Origin of the sequence: Variovorax sp. Root473 (assembly GCF_001426505.1) — a bacterium.
GTDB lineage: Bacteria > Pseudomonadota > Gammaproteobacteria > Burkholderiales > Burkholderiaceae_C > Variovorax.
Window position 1 is genome coordinate 1,762 of the sequence record NZ_LMEV01000014.1, and the last position, 15,791, is coordinate 17,552.

The 15,791-nt window shown below is 70.3% G+C and carries 5 protein-coding genes and 3 pseudogenes; 4 read left to right on the forward strand and 4 right to left on the reverse strand.

Going from position 1 to position 15,791, the window contains the following annotated elements; all coding sequences use genetic code 11:
- The 4 genes and pseudogenes from ASD34_RS28125 to ASD34_RS27045 all read left to right on the forward strand — a co-directional run.
- A pseudogene (locus tag ASD34_RS28125) lies at positions 1-303 on the forward strand (D-aminoacylase); the annotation flags it as partial.
- Position 304: 1 nt separating this feature from the next.
- A pseudogene (locus ASD34_RS28130) lies at positions 305-518 on the forward strand (D-aminoacylase); the annotation flags it as partial.
- Between the two features lie 42 nt (positions 519-560).
- Entirely contained in the window at positions 561-1,514 is a 954-nt protein-coding gene (locus tag ASD34_RS08030) for a LysR family transcriptional regulator (RefSeq protein WP_056575415.1), read from the forward strand.
- A gap of 86 nt (positions 1,515-1,600) precedes the next feature.
- A pseudogene (locus ASD34_RS27045) lies at positions 1,601-1,833 on the forward strand (IS3 family transposase); the annotation flags it as partial.
- Positions 1,834-1,954: 121 nt separating this feature from the next.
- Here ASD34_RS27045 and ASD34_RS08035 read toward each other — a convergent pair.
- The 4 genes from ASD34_RS08035 to ASD34_RS08050 form a co-directional block, all read right to left on the reverse strand.
- Positions 1,955-2,422: a YbaB/EbfC family DNA-binding protein gene (locus ASD34_RS08035; protein ID WP_157609659.1), complete on the reverse strand. Its 468-nt coding sequence runs from the start codon at positions 2,420-2,422 to the stop codon at positions 1,955-1,957.
- Entirely contained in the window at positions 2,419-3,108 is a 690-nt protein-coding gene (locus ASD34_RS08040) for an RNA polymerase sigma factor (protein ID WP_082548543.1), read from the reverse strand. The genes ASD34_RS08035 and ASD34_RS08040 overlap by 4 nt, the downstream gene beginning before the upstream one ends.
- A gap of 21 nt (positions 3,109-3,129) precedes the next feature.
- Entirely contained in the window at positions 3,130-14,574 is an 11,445-nt protein-coding gene (locus ASD34_RS08045; RefSeq protein WP_162248694.1) for a filamentous haemagglutinin family protein, read from the reverse strand.
- Between the two features lie 115 nt (positions 14,575-14,689).
- A complete protein-coding gene (locus ASD34_RS08050) occupies positions 14,690-15,724 on the reverse strand; it encodes a FecR family protein (RefSeq protein WP_056575426.1) in 1,035 nt (344 codons plus the stop codon).
- Between the last annotated feature and the right edge of the window lie 67 nt (positions 15,725-15,791).

Below are 15,791 nucleotides of genomic sequence, written 5' to 3' on the forward strand. Positions count from 1 at the left end.
ATGGTCGATGGCGTCATCGATGTACTGCTGACTTGGTCCGAGCCTCATCCCGAGATGACCGGTCGCCTCATCGCCGACATCGCGCGCGAATGGGGAACCACCGAGCAGGAGGCCAGCCTGCGCCTGAAGCCCGGTGGTGCGTGCTACTTCCTGATGCACGAGGACGACGTCGAAAGAGTCATCGCACATCCGCGCACCATGATCGGCAGCGACGGCCTGCCGCACGACCGCCATCCGCACCCGCGGCTGTGGGGCGCGTTCCCGCGCGTGTTCGCGCGCTACTGGCGCCAGCGCAAGCTCTTCNTGGCCTGCTGCGCGTCGGCACCATGGCCGACGTGGTCGTGTTCGACCCCGAGACCATCACCGACACCGCCACCTACGACCAGCCGCTGGGCGTGAGCGAAGGCATCGAGCGCGTGTTCGTGAACGGCGTGCTCGCATACCGAGGCGCGAGCGAGGCGCGGGTGCTTGCGCGCGCGGGGCGCATGCTGACACGGCAGGCACGCGCCGCGATCTGAGCGTCGCCGCGCCCCTTCCCAGCCATCCCGTAGAGTGCACGCATGATCGAATCCACAACCCTTCGGTACTTCTACGAGGTCGCGGCCTTTGGCTCGGTGCGCGTGGCGGCGGAAAAGCTCTTCGTCGCCCAGAGTGCCGTGAGCCGGCAGATCGCACTGCTCGAAGACGAACTGGGTGTGCCCGTCTTCGAGCGCCACGCACGGGGCATGGCGCTGACTGCGGCCGGCGAGCTCCTGCTGCGCTATGCGCAGGACAACAAGACGCAGCTGGCCGACCTGAAGGGCCAGATCCACGAGTACGAGACGCTGGCCAAGGGCCATGTGCGGGTGGGCTGCGTGGAAGGCATCCTGCACGGCCTGCTCACGAGCTTCATGCCGACCTTCATCCGCACGCACCCGGGCATCACCTTTTCGCTCGACCTCATGGGGTCGCATGCGGTGGGCGAGTCGGTGGCAGAGCACAAGTACGACCTGGGCATCCTGTTCGGCGCCTCGCCGCGTCCCGACCTCATCGAATTGCAGAAGATCGAGCAGCCCCTGTGCGTGATCGCTTCGCCGCAACATCCGCTCGCACAACAACGCAGCTGCACGCTTGCGCAAGTGGCCGACGTTCCGCTCGCGTTGCCCGACCGGTCTTTCGGCCTGCGTCAGCTGGTCGATCGCGTGAGTTCCAAGGGCAAGTTCAAGCTGAACATCGCCATCGAAACCAACTCGCTTTCGTTCGCGAGCCGGCTGGTCGCGGAGTCCGACCTGATCACCTTCCAGCCCAGCGACGTCGTCGCGCCGCTGATCGAGGCCGGCAAGGTGGTCGCGATTCCACTCACCGACGCCTCGTTGCGATCGGCGCGCGCCACGCTGGTGGCCAGCTACTCCCGTCGCTTGTCTCTTGCAGCCAACCACCTGTCGCAGTCGCTGATCACCTACATGCGCGGATGGCAGCGGCCGGTGAAACCCGGGCGTGCCGAAGCGCGTGGTGCGTCCGGGGGCAGGCCCTGAACTGATCTGACTCCATAGAGTGGATGGTGCAGGAGCACCGCAGGGAGTACCCGTCGCTGGGGGCGGCAGTCGAGTCGATCGCGGCGATACAGCGCGTCTGGCAGGCCAACATGCAGGACTATGGGCCGACAAGGTCTGAAGGCAACTGGCACGCGAGGGCACTGCGGTGGCGCGCTGCACAGTCGAACGGCTGATGCGGCGCCTGGGGCTGCGAGGCGTGATGCGCGGCAAAGTGGTGAAGACCACGACCAGCGATACCAGAGCGCCATGCCCTGTGGATCGGGTCAACCGGCAGTTCCGAGCGCAGCGCCCGAACCAGCCCCAGCACTGCTTGCTGTTCCTCGCTCTTGACCGCCATCCGTGCGAGCAACGTCGGGCCAGCCACAAGGCCGGCAAGCATCAGGGCCACCACCGCGCGGGCATGCTGCATCTCCCTTGCCTCAGCTGCTCGTGACGGAGCTCAGCGTGAGCTGCAGCACCATCGGCTGGCGCATGTCGCGCGGCGGCGGCTCGGCCAGCGGACGGGCAGTGAGCAGCGCACGCAGGTCGGCGTCGGCCTGCGCATCACCGAGCGAGTCGAAACCCACGCGCTCGACCCTTCCGCTGGAGGCAACCCACACGCGCACTACCACGGACGCGGGCGGGCTCGCGCGGCCGTCCTGGCGCATCCGCGATTGCATCGAGGCGTGCAAGCGCACCACAGCGTCGTTGGCGAGGTCGCCGAGCGAGGCCTGCAACTGGTTGCTCGCCAGGGTGGCGTAGCTGATCCAGTGCTGCGGCACCTGCTGGCGCGGCTGCGCCGCCGCGGCCACCGGCAAGATGGCACTCACAAGGCCCAGGCCCAACCAGCCGAAGGCCAACCACAGGCGTGTCCAGCGAGGTGCGAATCTGGCGGAAGAAGCGTTCATGGCGGTCTTTCTGGATGAGGGACACAGGCCCAGCCACGCGACACGCTGACCGACAGTGCCTCGGCGCGCGCGCGCAGCGCCCGCCGTGGCGCACTCACGCCGGCCAGCACCTGCAGGCCGGTATGGCCCGCGCAATAGTCCAGCGCCTGCCGCAAGGCCGTGTCCACGCCGCGCAGCGAGAGCGCGTAGCGGCTCGCGACCTCATCGCGGGTCATCTCGTCAATGCGCAGCGCCACCAGCACCGAGCGATGCCGGCGTGGCAAGCGCTCCAGCGCGCACAGCACGGCTGCCAGGTCGGAGCGCGCCTCGGCGACGTGCGCGGGGCCGGGCGTGGGGTCGGCGAAATGCTCAATGCCGGTGTCGGCATCGCCCGTGAACTGCCAGGACCGGTCGCCGCGCATGCGGTCCATCGCGGCGTTGCAGGCCATGCGGTAGATGTAGGCGCCGGGGTTCTGCACGGGCGCGCACGCATCCAGGCGCCCCAGCCGCAGCCAGGCATCGTGCAGGCACTCGCTGGCCGTATCGGCGCATCCGAGATGGCGCGTCAACCTGCCGCGCAGCCCCTCGTAGTTCGCGCAGAGAAACGCCTGCAGCGCCAGGCGGCGCTGCGCCTCGTCCACCGGGTCGTTAGCGGCTTCGTCGCCGGCCGGTGCTTCTACCGGTTTGCAAAGGACACTCCATGCCATGGCGCATCACCCCTTGCCGGCCTACCGGTCCTGCTGCAGCCGACGAAGCTCGTCGCTGCTCAGGTTGGCCCAGTGCCTAGGGTCGATCCTGCGGCCCATGCCAACGACCTGCACGGGGTTCATCGGGTCGTAGTCGACCTTCGCCCCGCTCTGCAGGCCCGCACGCGGGGACGTGTCGCTTGCGCCCTGGCCGGGCTCGCTGCCGAAGCCGAGCACGCGCACCGTGAAGACCGAAGGCAGCGCCTGCCGCGCAGCCGCGCGCTCGCGCTGCACCATGTCCTGCGCGGCCGCAGTCGCCTGCGCCGCCGCCGAGCTGGCGTTGGTCAGCGCGCCGATGTTCACGGTCGCGATCACCGGCAGCCCCTTGGTCTCGCCCTTGACCTGGATATTGTCCGCGTTGAGCACCTGCAGCGCTGCGATGTTCAGGTTGCCCGCCACGCGCAAGCCGGCGTCGCCGGCGTTCACGGTGCCGCGCGGCGCCACCAGGTCGACGTCGCCGTCGCCCACGGTGCCGATGCCGCTGCCGCTCATGTCCGACTTCTCGCGGATCACCGTCACGCCGTCCAGGTCGGTGGCCACCTCGGGCGCGGAGGGCACGCGCAGGGTCTTGGCGCCGCGCCCCGCGTCGATGTCGCCGACGGTGGCCCAAATGATCTGGTCGCTGCCTTCCTTCGTGACCTCGGGCACGAAGGACAGGATGCGCGACTGGTTCACCGTCACGTCGTCCTTCGCGAAGATGCCGATGTGCCCCGAGGCCAGCGTCACCAGGCCATAGCCGGCCGGCACCGTCGCGCCCAGCGCCGCCACCTGCAGGCCACCGCCGGGCGTGAGCACGTCGATGTCGCCGCCGGCCATCGTGCGCAGCATGAGCTTGTTGGCCGCCACGTCGCCCTTCCAGTCGTCGCCCGGGAACAGCGTCTTGATGGCCGCGTAGCCGCGGTTGTAGCCGCCGTTGCGCGGCAGCCCGCCGGTGCCCGGTTCGTTCTGGTCGCGCCCCGCTTCCCGCAGTTCGATCAGGTAGATCTGCCGCAGGAACTGCTGCTGCGCGAGCGCAGGCAATTGCTGAAAGCGCGCCCAGGCTTCCAGCGGTGCCAGCGTCTCACCGGTCATGTCCTTCATGTACGACACCAGCCCCCGGCGCACGGTTTTTTCCTGTCCGCCTTCGCGCGTTTCGAGCTGGTCCATCAGGTAGATGGGCAGCACCGTGCCGTCGGCGCTGCGGGCCTTCAGGTGGTCTGGCATGGACGTGACGGCTGCGGGATCGAGGTAGGCGCGCGTGAACGCCTCGTAGCCCACCGCACGGTTCAGCCCGGCCATGGCGGTGATGGTGGCGCCCTGTTCCGGCAAGCCCTTGACCTGCGACTCGGGCCTTGCGCGGTTGTCCCTGTCGTAGCGCTGGTTGCCCAGCGTCTGCACCTGCAGGTTGTCGGCGTACAGGTCGCGGCCGGCGGCCAGCACCAGGGTGCCGGGGCCCTGCAGTTCGATGTTGCCCGTCAGGCCGACCGGGAATTCGTTGTCGCGGTCCAGGCGCAGCACGCCCGCCATCGCCAGGATGTCGTTGCCCGCTTCCAGCAGCGTGACGTCGGAGCCGCGCAGGTTGCGCCCGGCCAGGCGAAGGCCCCGGATGTCGGTGCCCGCGCGCACCCAGGTCTGCTCGTTGGCCTTCACGTCGAGCCCGACGATGGAGCCCTGCGAGGCATAGATGCGGCTGGGCTCGAAGTCGTTGGCCAGCGGCAGCACCTCGGGGTTGTGGACGCTGCGCAGGTAGGGCGTGTTGATGAAGGTGGACGAGGCCGGGCCGATCAGGTTGTCGAGCATGTCCTCCATGTTCATCTGGTTGACCGGCGAGCCCGCGCCGCCCGGCATGTAGCCCGAGGGCATCATTGCGGGCGTGGCATAGGCCATGAGCAGCGGCGCGTCGAAGCGGATGTCGGTCTTCGCCACCATCCTCACGTCGTTCGTGGTGCCCGGCAGCACGTGCAGCGGACCGTCCACCGCGATGCCGCCGTTCAGCGCGGCCGCCGAGAAGCGCGCCGGATAGCGGTTGCCGCCGAAGCCCACCAGCGTGTCGGTGTCGAAGCTGTTGAGCAGCAGGTCGCGGAAGATGAACGTCGCGCGGTTCACGAAGGTGATGTTGCCGCCGGTCGACACCAGCCGCAGCGCGCTGCGGTCGGTATAGCCGCTCATGTAGGCGCCGTAGTTCAGCAACTGGCCGTCGCCGCGCAGGCCTTCGCCGTAGGTCACGAGCAGCGGATCGATCACGGTCTGCAGGCGCAGGTCGCCCGCCGTGCGCAGGCTCAACGTGGCGTCGCCCAGCGCGAGCACCGGGGCCACGGTGTAGTTCGTTCTGGTGAAGCCGCCGGCACTGTCGTCGCGGGTCAGCACGACCGTGTGGCCGACCGCCGTCTCGCCGGCACGGATGTCGCCGGCGCCGCGCGCCACGTAGTACTGGCCGCCGCGGATCGCACCGCCGGCCTGCACCGTCATGGCACCGCCATTGCGCATTTCCATGGTCATCGCCTCGTTGGCGGAGCGGCCGCCGCGCATGCGCATGTGGGTCGGCAAGGCGACCAGCAGGTTGCGCAGGTCGCCGCCCGCGTCCACGGTGACGTTGCCGCCCCCCAGCGCGCCCACGCCCTGCTGGAAGCGCGCGTAGTCGATCCACCAGCTCGATTGCTCGGGCCCGTGAATGACGGGACCGTAGGTGCCGTCCGGATGCATGGCGTTCTCGCCGTTGCTGTACTCGCCAAAGAAGCGCTCGGCGTTGAGGGTGCCCTGGCGGTTGAGCCACTCGGTGAAATGCTGGCCCGAGGGCATGGCTTCGATGCTGCCCAGCGCACCGATGACGAGGTTGCCGCCTTCCACGCCGTAGCTCGCGTTGCGGTTGGCGGTGGAGAAGTCGCTCCACATCGTCGTGTCCTTGCGCCCGGCGGTGTAGATCACCGATTCCTTGTGCGCCAGGCGAAGGTCGCGGCCCGCGCGCACCTCGAGATCGCCCGTGCCGGTACGCACGAGCTTGCCTGCGCCGTTGTCGGGCGTCGGGTCGTCGTCCGTCGGTACGGCGGTGTTGGCCGTGCCCACGGTGATCGAGCCCTTGCCCGCGGTCTGCGCGACGAGGGGTCGCAGCGCCATGGCATCGGCCGACGCCAGCTCCCCGCCCGCCACCAGCCGCAAGTTCCACGAGGGGCCCGCCTGCAGCAGGCCGCTGCGGTCCGCCACGTCGAAGCCGTCGCTCAGGTGGCCGTTGATGGCCAGGTTGCCGCCCGCGCGCAAGGTCAGCGTGCCTTCGCGTGCATTCGAGAAGTCGCTGAACAGGTTCCAGTCGCTGTTCAGCGCGAGGTCGCCCGCGCTGCGGATCTCGATGCCCGGCATGACGTCCAGGGCCGTGCCCAGGCGCGCGGCCACTGCGGCCGATGCACCGCGAAAACGTGCGGCATGCGCGATGGCGTCGGCCTTGACCGAATCGACCGTGGCGCCGTCGTAGTCCTTCACGTCGTAGGTGCTGACGCCCTCGAGCACCGCTGAGCGCGCGCCGGTGACGGTGGTGTTCAGCGCGGCGACCGCGAGGTCGTCATGCGTCGCGTTCTGTTGCGCGCGCAGCCGCACCTTGCCGCCTTCGTTGCCGGCCACATCGATCAGGCCACCCCCCAGGTGCAGCTGCCCGCCGGCCGCTTCGAGTGTGACGCGTCCATTGCCGAGACTGCCGGTCGCACCGGCAAGCAGCTGCGCACCGGACTGCATCGCCACGCCGTTGCCGGCCGTGATGCGGATGGCACCGCCATAGGCCGAGCGCGCATCCACCGTGCCGGTGATGTCGATGCGGCCGCGGTCTGCCGTGAGGCCGAAGTCTTCCACCTGCGTGAAGCCGCCCAGCGCCACGTCGCCCTGGCGGATGCGGAACTGGCGCGACCGGTTGAAGCCCGCGTCGTTCAGCCGCTGGCTGAAGCCGGCGAAGTCGGGCAGCGCCTCGATGTCGAGCGAGAAACTGCCGGCCTTGCCACCGGTGCGGCTCGCCTGCGCAGCGATCAGGCCGTCGAGCACCACCGTGCCGCCCTGCGATGCCGCCAGGCTCAGCGTGCCGGCGTCGCCGCCGTCCGGGTGCGCGGCAAGATGGAGCCGGCTGCCGGCGTCCAGGCGCACGTCGCCGCCCGCCGCAGACAAGGTGATGCGCCCCGCATCCGCGTGCTCGGCCACGTCGAAGAACTGCTGGGCCGAGCCGCCCACGTCGATCAGCGCGCCCTGCGTCACGACCAGGCTTCCGCCGGTGGCCGTCATGTCGATGCTGCCGCCCCGCGCGACCGCCCGGCCGCCGAAGGCGATGCTGCGGCCGGTGAGGCCCAGTCGCAGGCCCAGGCTTTCCTGCAGGTCGAACGGTGCGGCCGTGCCTTCCGGCGATGCCACAACCTGCAAGGCACCGCCCGTGGCAATGGACTGCGCCGCGCCGCCGCGTCCGGTGAGCAGCGGCGTGCGCAGCGTGAGCGGCGCGGCGCCGGTGTCGATGCCGCCCGCGCCTTCGCCGACGATGGCATCGCGGCCGGCCAGCGTCACGGCGCCGAAGCCCGAGAACGTCTTCTGGCCCGCGCCCAGCACGAGCGTGGCGGCGTCGAGGGTGAAGCCACCCGAGCCCGCGCCGGCCGGCACGTTCGCGCCGCCGCCGCTGTTGATGAGCGCGATGCTCTCGCCCTTGATGACCACATCGCCCGCGCCCCGCCCGACGAAGGCGGCACCGTCGAAGGTCAGCGCCTTGAGGCCGGCCGCGCCCAGGTCGAGCGAGCCGTAGAAGTCGAAGCCGGTGTAGCTGCGCAGCGTCAGGCGTGTCGAATGGGCCAGCTGCGCGAGCGCGCCGCTGTCCAGCACCATGCCTTCGGTGCCGCCGCCGAAGCCGATGCGGCCGGCAGCCACCGACAGGTCGGTGCCCGCGATCTGCGCCGAGGCGGCCAGCTCCGTCGTGCGCGTCGCGTCGATGAGCAAGGCCGCGCCGCCGTCGACGACGGCACCGGCACCGATCGAGACCAGTCCGCCGCGCGAGGTGTCCACGCCCTGGCGGATGACCTTGGCCGCATCGCCCGTGGTCACGCGGACCAGCGCGCCCCAGTCTTTGGCGGGCGTGGTCAGCACATCGTCCACGGCGTCCTTGGCATCGATCACGCCGTCGAAGTTGTCGTCCAGGTTGCCGTCGGGGTCGGTGTAGACCGCCGCCACCCTCGGCTTCATGACCAGGTTGCCCGAGCCCCGGCCGCCGGCGCCCCGTGCGCTGACGCGGCTTGCGCCCTCGATGGCGACCTGGTCGCTGGCCGCCAGGATGATTTCGGGACCGAACAGTTCGGAGCCTGCGTTGTTGCGCACGACGATGTCGGTCGCGGTCACCTCCAGCTCCAGGCCGAGTGCATTGCCCTGGCGCTTGCCGCCCACCAGCAGGCTGCCGGCGCCGAAGTTCGACAGGCTCGCCGAATCGATGACGAGGTAGCCATCGGCCTGCAGGCTGGCGGTGTCCTGCCCGCTGCCGACGATGGCGATTTTCTGGCCGGCAATGTCGACCAGCCCGCCGCGTCCGCCCGCGTCGGGTGCCGAGCGCAGCGTGCCGTCCAGCACCAGGCGTCGCTGCGCGTCGAACACGACCGCGCCGCCGTCGCGCGGCAGGCGGGGCGTGACGACGTCCTGGCCGGTGAGACGGTACTGCGTGAGCTTGAAGGCTTCGGACGAAAAGAAATCGTTGGCCGTGGCCTCGTTGTATTCGGAATAGCGGCGCAGCGTGCCGCCGGACATCACGCGCCAGGCCGTGGTCCGCGCGTCCTGGCGGCCGCCATGGGTGTCGCCGGCCCGACCCTGCATGACCAGGCTGCCGTCCGGCGCGCGGGTGGCCGGCGCACGCGCGCCGCCCCATGCCTTGCCCGTCGCCTGCACCGCGAAGGCGCCGGGCAGCAGCGCAAAGCGCGCGGGCAGCAACTGGTACCAGCCGGCCGCCAGCCCGGGGCCGCCGGCAAGCCAGACGCGCTGCCCCACCGCGCCAACGCCCGCACCAGCGGCCACAGGCGCCGCACCGGCCTGGCCCGGCAGGATCGCGTACATGCCCGGCATGGCCAGCACGTCATGCGAGCCGCCCGGGCCCGGCACGAATTCGGAGGCGTGCAGGTCACCGCCGCCCGCGATGTCCACCACCGCGCCGCGCGCCAGTGCCACGTCGGGCGACTTCATGGTGATGCGCTTTTCGGGCGGCGCCACCAGGGAGCCGCTCGACGGATTGGCGACGTCGATGCCCTGGGTTGGGTCGTGCCAGTGTTCGTTGTTGGACAGCGTGCCGAAGGGCACGGTGAGGCCGGCGCCCGACACCGACGTGAGGCTGCCCGCGCCCAGCGACAGGCGTTCGCCCGCGTCCAGTTCGATCTGGCCGAAGGGCGCGCGCAGCACCCCGTTCTGCGCGATCACCGGCGCTTGCAGGCGCAGGCTGCCGCCGGCCGACAACGGCGCACCACCGGCATCGCCTTCGCGCTCGACGGTGATCGAATCGCCCGCGCGGACCACGCCGGCCATCGCGGTCGTCGGGTAGACCTGGCCGGCCCGCAGCACGAGGTGCCCGTCGACGTCCAGGTTGACCTGCAGCTTCGTTGCTTCGCCGAACTGCGTGGGCAACGGGCCACCGATGCGGATCTCGCCGGCTTCGAGCACCGTGCGTGCGAAGCCGCCGATGCGCACGGCACCGGTCTGGAACTGGCCGGCGTTCTCCGAGGTCGTGATGTCGATCAGCGAACCGGACAGGGTGAGCTGGCCCGTTGCCGCGGAGGATGCTGCCGACGGAGCCCGCGACGCGTCGGGCACGGCCGACAGCACGAGGTGCGGCGCGCGCAGCGTCGACGACGAGGCCGCATGCCCGACGATCGGTCCCTGCAGCGAGATCGAACGACTGAACGCGAGGTGCGCGTTGTCCAGCCGGATCGCGCCCTGCGTTGCATTCACCAGCGAGAGATCGGCAAAGCCGCCGTCCCTGAACGCCTGCGGGCGCACCGTCAGCGCGAACTGGCGGCCGGGCTTGTCGAGCAGGTCGCGCAGCAGCTCGCCGCCCGAGAAGAAGATGTCGCGGAAGTTGTCCAACGTTTGCGCGGACAGTCCGAACTGCGCCGGATCGAGCGGGCTGGAAGGGCCGGGCGTTGGCAAGCGGTCGGACACCACGAGTTCCTTGGTGTCCGCCAGCGCCGCGGCCAGCGACGACGGCAGCACCATCGGGCCGGCGATGTCGTAGCCCCATGAGCGAAGGCCGGGGGCCCAGTCGAAGTCCAGGCCCTGCTTCCAGTCGCTGCACGCGCCGTCCACGAGGAAGCCGTAGCAATCGGGGTCGGGCAGCGCGCGCGCGAGCTGTTCCAGCGGCGAACCGTTCAGGCCGGACGATGCGGTCATGTTCAGGCGGATGCGCCCGCCGATGCCGCCGGGCCCGCCCGCAACGCCCCGCATCCTGCTTTCGATCAGGCCCGCGCCCGAGATCTCGATCAGGCCGCCGTTGCTGTCCAGCTGGATCGCCTGCGCGGGCCGGGGCACGCGGGTGCCCGAGGGGCCGGCATCGGCGACATCGTCGATCGTGCCGGTGGCGCCCGAGACGTCGATGAGTGCGTCTTTCTCGAGCCGCAGTTCGCTCGCCTGGACCGTCACCGTGCCGCCGTCGCGCACCTCGCCCATGCGGCGGCCGGTGCTGTCGACGTGGATCAGCGGCACACCGCGCGCCAGCAGTTCGCCGCCGGCTTCGAGGGCGACCGTGCGGCCGTTCAAGCCGATGCGCCCGGCCGGCGCGTCCAGCCGGCCCGCCACCGTGAGCACGCCCAGGTCGCCGCCGGCGTTCAGCGACAGACTGCCGCCGGTGTCGGTGCGCACCGTGGCGCCGCGCGCCATCCGGATCGGACCGTTTTCCGTGCCGAGCCGCAGCGATGCGGGGTCTCGCGCCGCACGCTCTTCGGGTCGCAGCACACCGAGCGGCGCCACGTCGGCCAGGTTGCGCCCGCTCGGCAGGTCGCGCCAGGCGAAGCTGCGCAGGTCAATGCTGGTGGCCTGCTGCGACACCGCTGCGTCCTCAGGCAGCGTGATGCCCTTGCCTTCGCCGCGCACCGAGACCGAGACCTTGCCGAAGCCGCGCTCTCCGAAGAGCGTGGCGGGCAGCACGACAGGAGCCGCTGCTTCTGCTTCTGCCGATGCATTGCCCGGCTGCGCAGCGGCCGCAACGCCGCCGACCTGCACCGACGAAGCGGTCTCTAGCGACAGGTTGCCCGCCGAGCCCGCGGCGTGGGCGCGCAGGTTCAGTGCGCCCAGGTCCAGGTCGGGCGTCACGCCGGTCAGCGAGATCGCGCCCGCATCGCCCACGCGCAGCGTTGGCAGGCCCTTCTTGCCGAGGTCCGTGCGGCCGCCGCCCGACACATCGAACACGGCCGCCTTGTGGGCCGATATCTTTCCGACGTTGACCGTGATCGCGCCGCCATCCACGGCCCAGGCGCCGCGCAGGGCACCGTCGCGCCAGGTGTTGATCCACTGCCCGCTGGCGTCCAGGCGGCCGTGCTCGCCCACCTCGAGCAAGCCGTTGGCCGAGGACAGGCTGATCTGCCCGCCGGGTGCGCGGATCTGTCCGTGGATGCGGATGTCGTTCGTCGAGCCTTCGGTGCCCGCCACGAACAGCGACGCGCCCGGCGACAAGGTGACTGCGGCGCCCTTCGCCAGTTCGAAGTCGCCGTTGATGACGTTGAGCGCGATGGTGCCCAGGCCCGAATCGCTGAGCATGTCGTCCGAAAGAAAAGTGAGCTTGCGCGACTTCTGTTCGTCAGGCTTGAGCTGCACGTAGAAGTCGTCGCCGAGCTTGGTCCTGGCGTCGAAGTCCTGCGCGAGGCGCTTGGGGTCGTGCGTGACGACGATGGTGCCCGGCGACCAGGGCCGGCCGTCCGGCGTGTTCTCGCCCAGCTCCAGCCGCCCGCCCTTGTTCCCACCGGGGTTCTGCGACTGGCGCTCGCCCACCACCACGCCGCCCAGCATGTCGCCCTCGAGCACCATGGCATCGCCCGCATGGATCTGCACCGCGCCGGCCTTGCGCCCTTCGGTGTAGCCGGCTTCCTTGTAGTCGGCGCCGATGAGCGGCGTGCGCCACGTGGTCTTCACGCCCCAGCGCTGATGCTCCTTCGTGAACTCGCCCGCCAGGCCGGTGTAGTCGGTGTCGGACATGGCCCGGTCCATCGTGTGGATGCGGCCGTCGGCGCCCATGAGCTTGGTCGCCGTGTTCATGCCGTCGGTGTAGCGAACCGAGCCACCGGACACGTCGAGCATCGAGCCGGCGCGCGTGATCACCGCACCGCCGGCGCGCAGCTCGATGCGGCCCGCGTCGGCCGAGAGTTCGCGCAGGTCGGTCTTGCCCACGCCGACCCAGCCGCTCACGTCGCCCAGCGGCGTTCCCACCCAGGCGCCCGGAATGTAGGTGGCCCCGTCGGGCCCGAGCACCCACTGCACGCCCGCCATCGGGCCGTCCCTGAACACGCCGTTCACGCGCCGGTCGACGATCACTTTCTTGCCGCGGATCCAGGCGTCGAGCTGCAGCGGCGAGTCGCGCAGTTCGTTGATGCGCATCTCGGCCTCGATGAAATTGCGCGACATGTCCACCTGCATGCCCTGCAGGCCGGCCACGCTGAGGAACGCCTCGGCGTCCACGTAGATGCGGCTCGCGTCGCCCCGGCTGCCGGGCTTGTGATATTGAAGCTGCGTGAACAGCGGGTTGACCGCCGATTCGGCCTTGATCGTTCCGGCCGGCACCAGCACGCCGGCCTTGGCCTGCACATCGATCAGTTGCCCGTACAGGCTCACGCGGCCGGGCTGGTAGCGCGTGGCGAGCGCGGAGGCCTCGATCTCGCTGGTGTCCGAGGCGTCGGGCAGGACCTGCGAGATGCTGCCTTCGCCCAGCGTCAGCGTGCCGGCCGACCAGTTGACGAAATCGTTCACGCCGTCCGCGTACATGTGGGTGCCCAGGCCCCACGCGCGCATCAGGATCGAGCCGTTGCGGTTGTTCAACGCCGTCGTGGCGCTCAGCACGCCCGACTGGCGCACGTCCTGCGCCTGCAGCGTGATGTTGCCGCGGTCGGCCTGCACGGTGCCGGTGTTGACCACCTCGTAGCCGACGGCCTTGGCGCGCGCGGCCATCTCGGGCATGACGACATCGCGCAGACCGGCGACGAAGTTGGCATCTGCATAGACCGGCGACAGGTTGAGTGCGCCCAGCACCTGGCCGCCGGTGAAGGCCCAGCCGGGCACGGCCGACGCGTTCACGTCCAGGCCGCGGGGCGCGTTCGGGTCCTGCGCGGACGGCGTCTTCAGGTAGATGTTTTCGCCGGCCGCCAGGATGACCTGGCCGTCGGGCGCCGAGATGCGGCCCGCGTTCTGCACCTTGGGCGCGAACAGCATGACCTTGCCGCCGCTGCTCGCCGACAGCTGCGCGCCGGCGTCGACCCGCACCGCGCCGGGTGCCGCGCCGGGATCGAAGCGGTCCACGTTGCCCATGCGGTCGGGCGCGCCGCCGACGCCGGGCTTGAAGCCGTTGTCGCCATAGATCTCAGGCTTGGCGGACGTGAACTCGCCGAACTGCGGAATCGGGAAATCGTTGCCCTGGTTGGAGAGCACCTGCGGGTTGTTGATGCCCAGCTTGAACTGCTTGTCCGACAGCGACAGGCTCGATGCCACCAGCGAGCGCGTGTTCACCTGGCTCGAACCCGTGAAGACGATGCCGTTGCGGTTGATGAGGTAGACCGAACCGTCCGCCTTGATCTGCCCAGCGATCCGGCTGGGCCGGCCGCTCGGGTCGTTGATGCGGTTCAGGGCGATCCATGCATTGGTGCCGTCCGGCTTCGCCCCGCCCTTCTGGTCGAACTGCACCGTGGTGTGCTTGCCCACGTTGAAGCTCTCCCAGTTCAGGATCGCCTTCTCGCCGGTCTGCTCGATGCCCACCACGGTGCGGCCGGCCGCGGCGCTCTGCACCGGCCCCTTGGCGTTGAGCCAGCCCGCGGTGAGGCTGTTCGTGTCGACCTTCAAGCCGTCGTCGGCCAGGCCATCGGGGATGTCCGGGCCGCCGTTCGATGCGGCTTCGCGCGCTGCGGACTGTGCCGCCTGCTGCGCTGCGATGGCGCGTGCCGCCATGTTCAGGTTGCCGATGGAGCGCTGCAGTTGCTCGCCGGCCTTGCGTTGTTCCAGCGGGTTGCTCAACAACGATGCCGGCATGCCGTTGGGCAGGCGGCCCGTGGCCGTTGCGGTGTTCTGCGCCGCGTTCTTTCCGGCGAACCAGGCCCCGCTGAAAGCCTGCTGCGCCTGCGCATCCAGGAGCGCGCCGTTTGCGACCAACGTCATGGCAATCGCGCGGGCGATCGGAGCCATGCGAAAGCGGCGACCCCGCCGCACCTCTTGCGCCAGCATGCCGTTGCCCGGTGTCGTTGCTGCGCCCTCGCGTCCGCGTGTGCTCATGTGTCGTTTCCGCCAGAAAGTTGAGTCCATGCACTACGACGAACGGGCGCCCCACCACCCCGCAACTTATTTTGAAAAGCACGCTTGGCCAGGCACCCCGGGCGCGGGGCGAGGATCAGCTGAGAAGCACCACCCCGCCCGGCAGCAAGCGCGCATTCAGAACAAAGGCGTGCTGCAGTTGCGCCAGCGCCAGGTCGAGCGATGCGATGTAGAAGCTCCCGGTCACGGGCCGGTTGCGCGCGGCGGCATTCATCAGCATCACGCGCCCGGGCCGGTAACGATTGATCTCGTCGAGCACGTCGGAGAGCCGGGTCTGAGTGAACACCAGTTCCCCCTTGCGCCAGGCGGAAAGATTCGCCGCGCCGACGAGCGCCACGCTGCTCACCGAACTGCCGTCGTACACCGTCTGCTGGCGCGCGCGCAACTCGCGGGTGCCCGCGGCGTGTTCCACGCGCACCGCGCCTTCGATGCAGGTGACGCACACCCTGGCGTTCAGGTAGCGCACCTCGAAACGCCCCGACTCGACCAGGCTGCGGCCGACTCCTGCGACAACGCCGAACGGCCGCCCGCCGCCGGCTCCGGCCGGCAGGTCGAACGCCGCCTCGCCCGCGAGCAGGTCGATGCCGGTCGTCTGACCGCCCACCGTCTGGCGCCGGATGCGGGTCTGGGTGTTGAGGGTGACATGCACCCGCTCGGTCAGGTCGACCACCAGCTGCTCGCCGGTGGCGGTGCGGTAGTCGGCGCCCCACTCCGCCGGCGCGGGCCACAAGCCCGCAGGCGGATGGAACACCGCCACGCCCGCGACACCGGCCATGGCCGCCGCGCCCGCGGCCGCGCTCAGGAAGGCCCGGCGGGGAAGCATGGGTCGGGACAGGTGGCGCGCATGAAACGCCGCCGCCTGGGCATTCGCGCGAAGCAGCCCCGCGGCCGCCGGACCGATCACACCCCATTGCGCGCGGGCCTCGCCGAAGGCCGCCGCATGCGAGGGGCTGCTCGCTACCCAGCGCCGGAAGCGGTCGGCGTCCTGAGGCTTCACGGCCCCCGAATGGAACAGGCGCAGCCATTCCCAGGCCTCCTGCCTCGTTCTCTCGGCCCCGATGGCGAGGTCGTCGTCGTCGTCGACGGATGGCGTCATGGTGTCGTGCGTCACGGCCGGCCCCCTTCATCGCGGGGCTCGGTCCGGCGTCCGGCCAGGGCAATTCGATTCTTCACCCAGC

What these genes read in the sequence shown, in the direction of transcription:
- ASD34_RS08030 (WP_056575415.1), top strand. Translation starts at nt 561, where the DNA reads ATGATCGAATCCACAACCCTTCGGTACTTCTACGAGGTCGCGGCCTTT.
- ASD34_RS08035 (WP_157609659.1), bottom strand. Translation starts at nt 2,422, where the DNA reads ATGAACGCTTCTTCCGCCAGATTCGCACCTCGCTGGACACGCCTGTGG.
- ASD34_RS08040 (WP_082548543.1), bottom strand. Translation starts at nt 3,108, where the DNA reads ATGGCATGGAGTGTCCTTTGCAAACCGGTAGAAGCACCGGCCGGCGAC.
- ASD34_RS08045 (WP_162248694.1), bottom strand. Translation starts at nt 14,574, where the DNA reads ATGAGCACACGCGGACGCGAGGGCGCAGCAACGACACCGGGCAACGGC.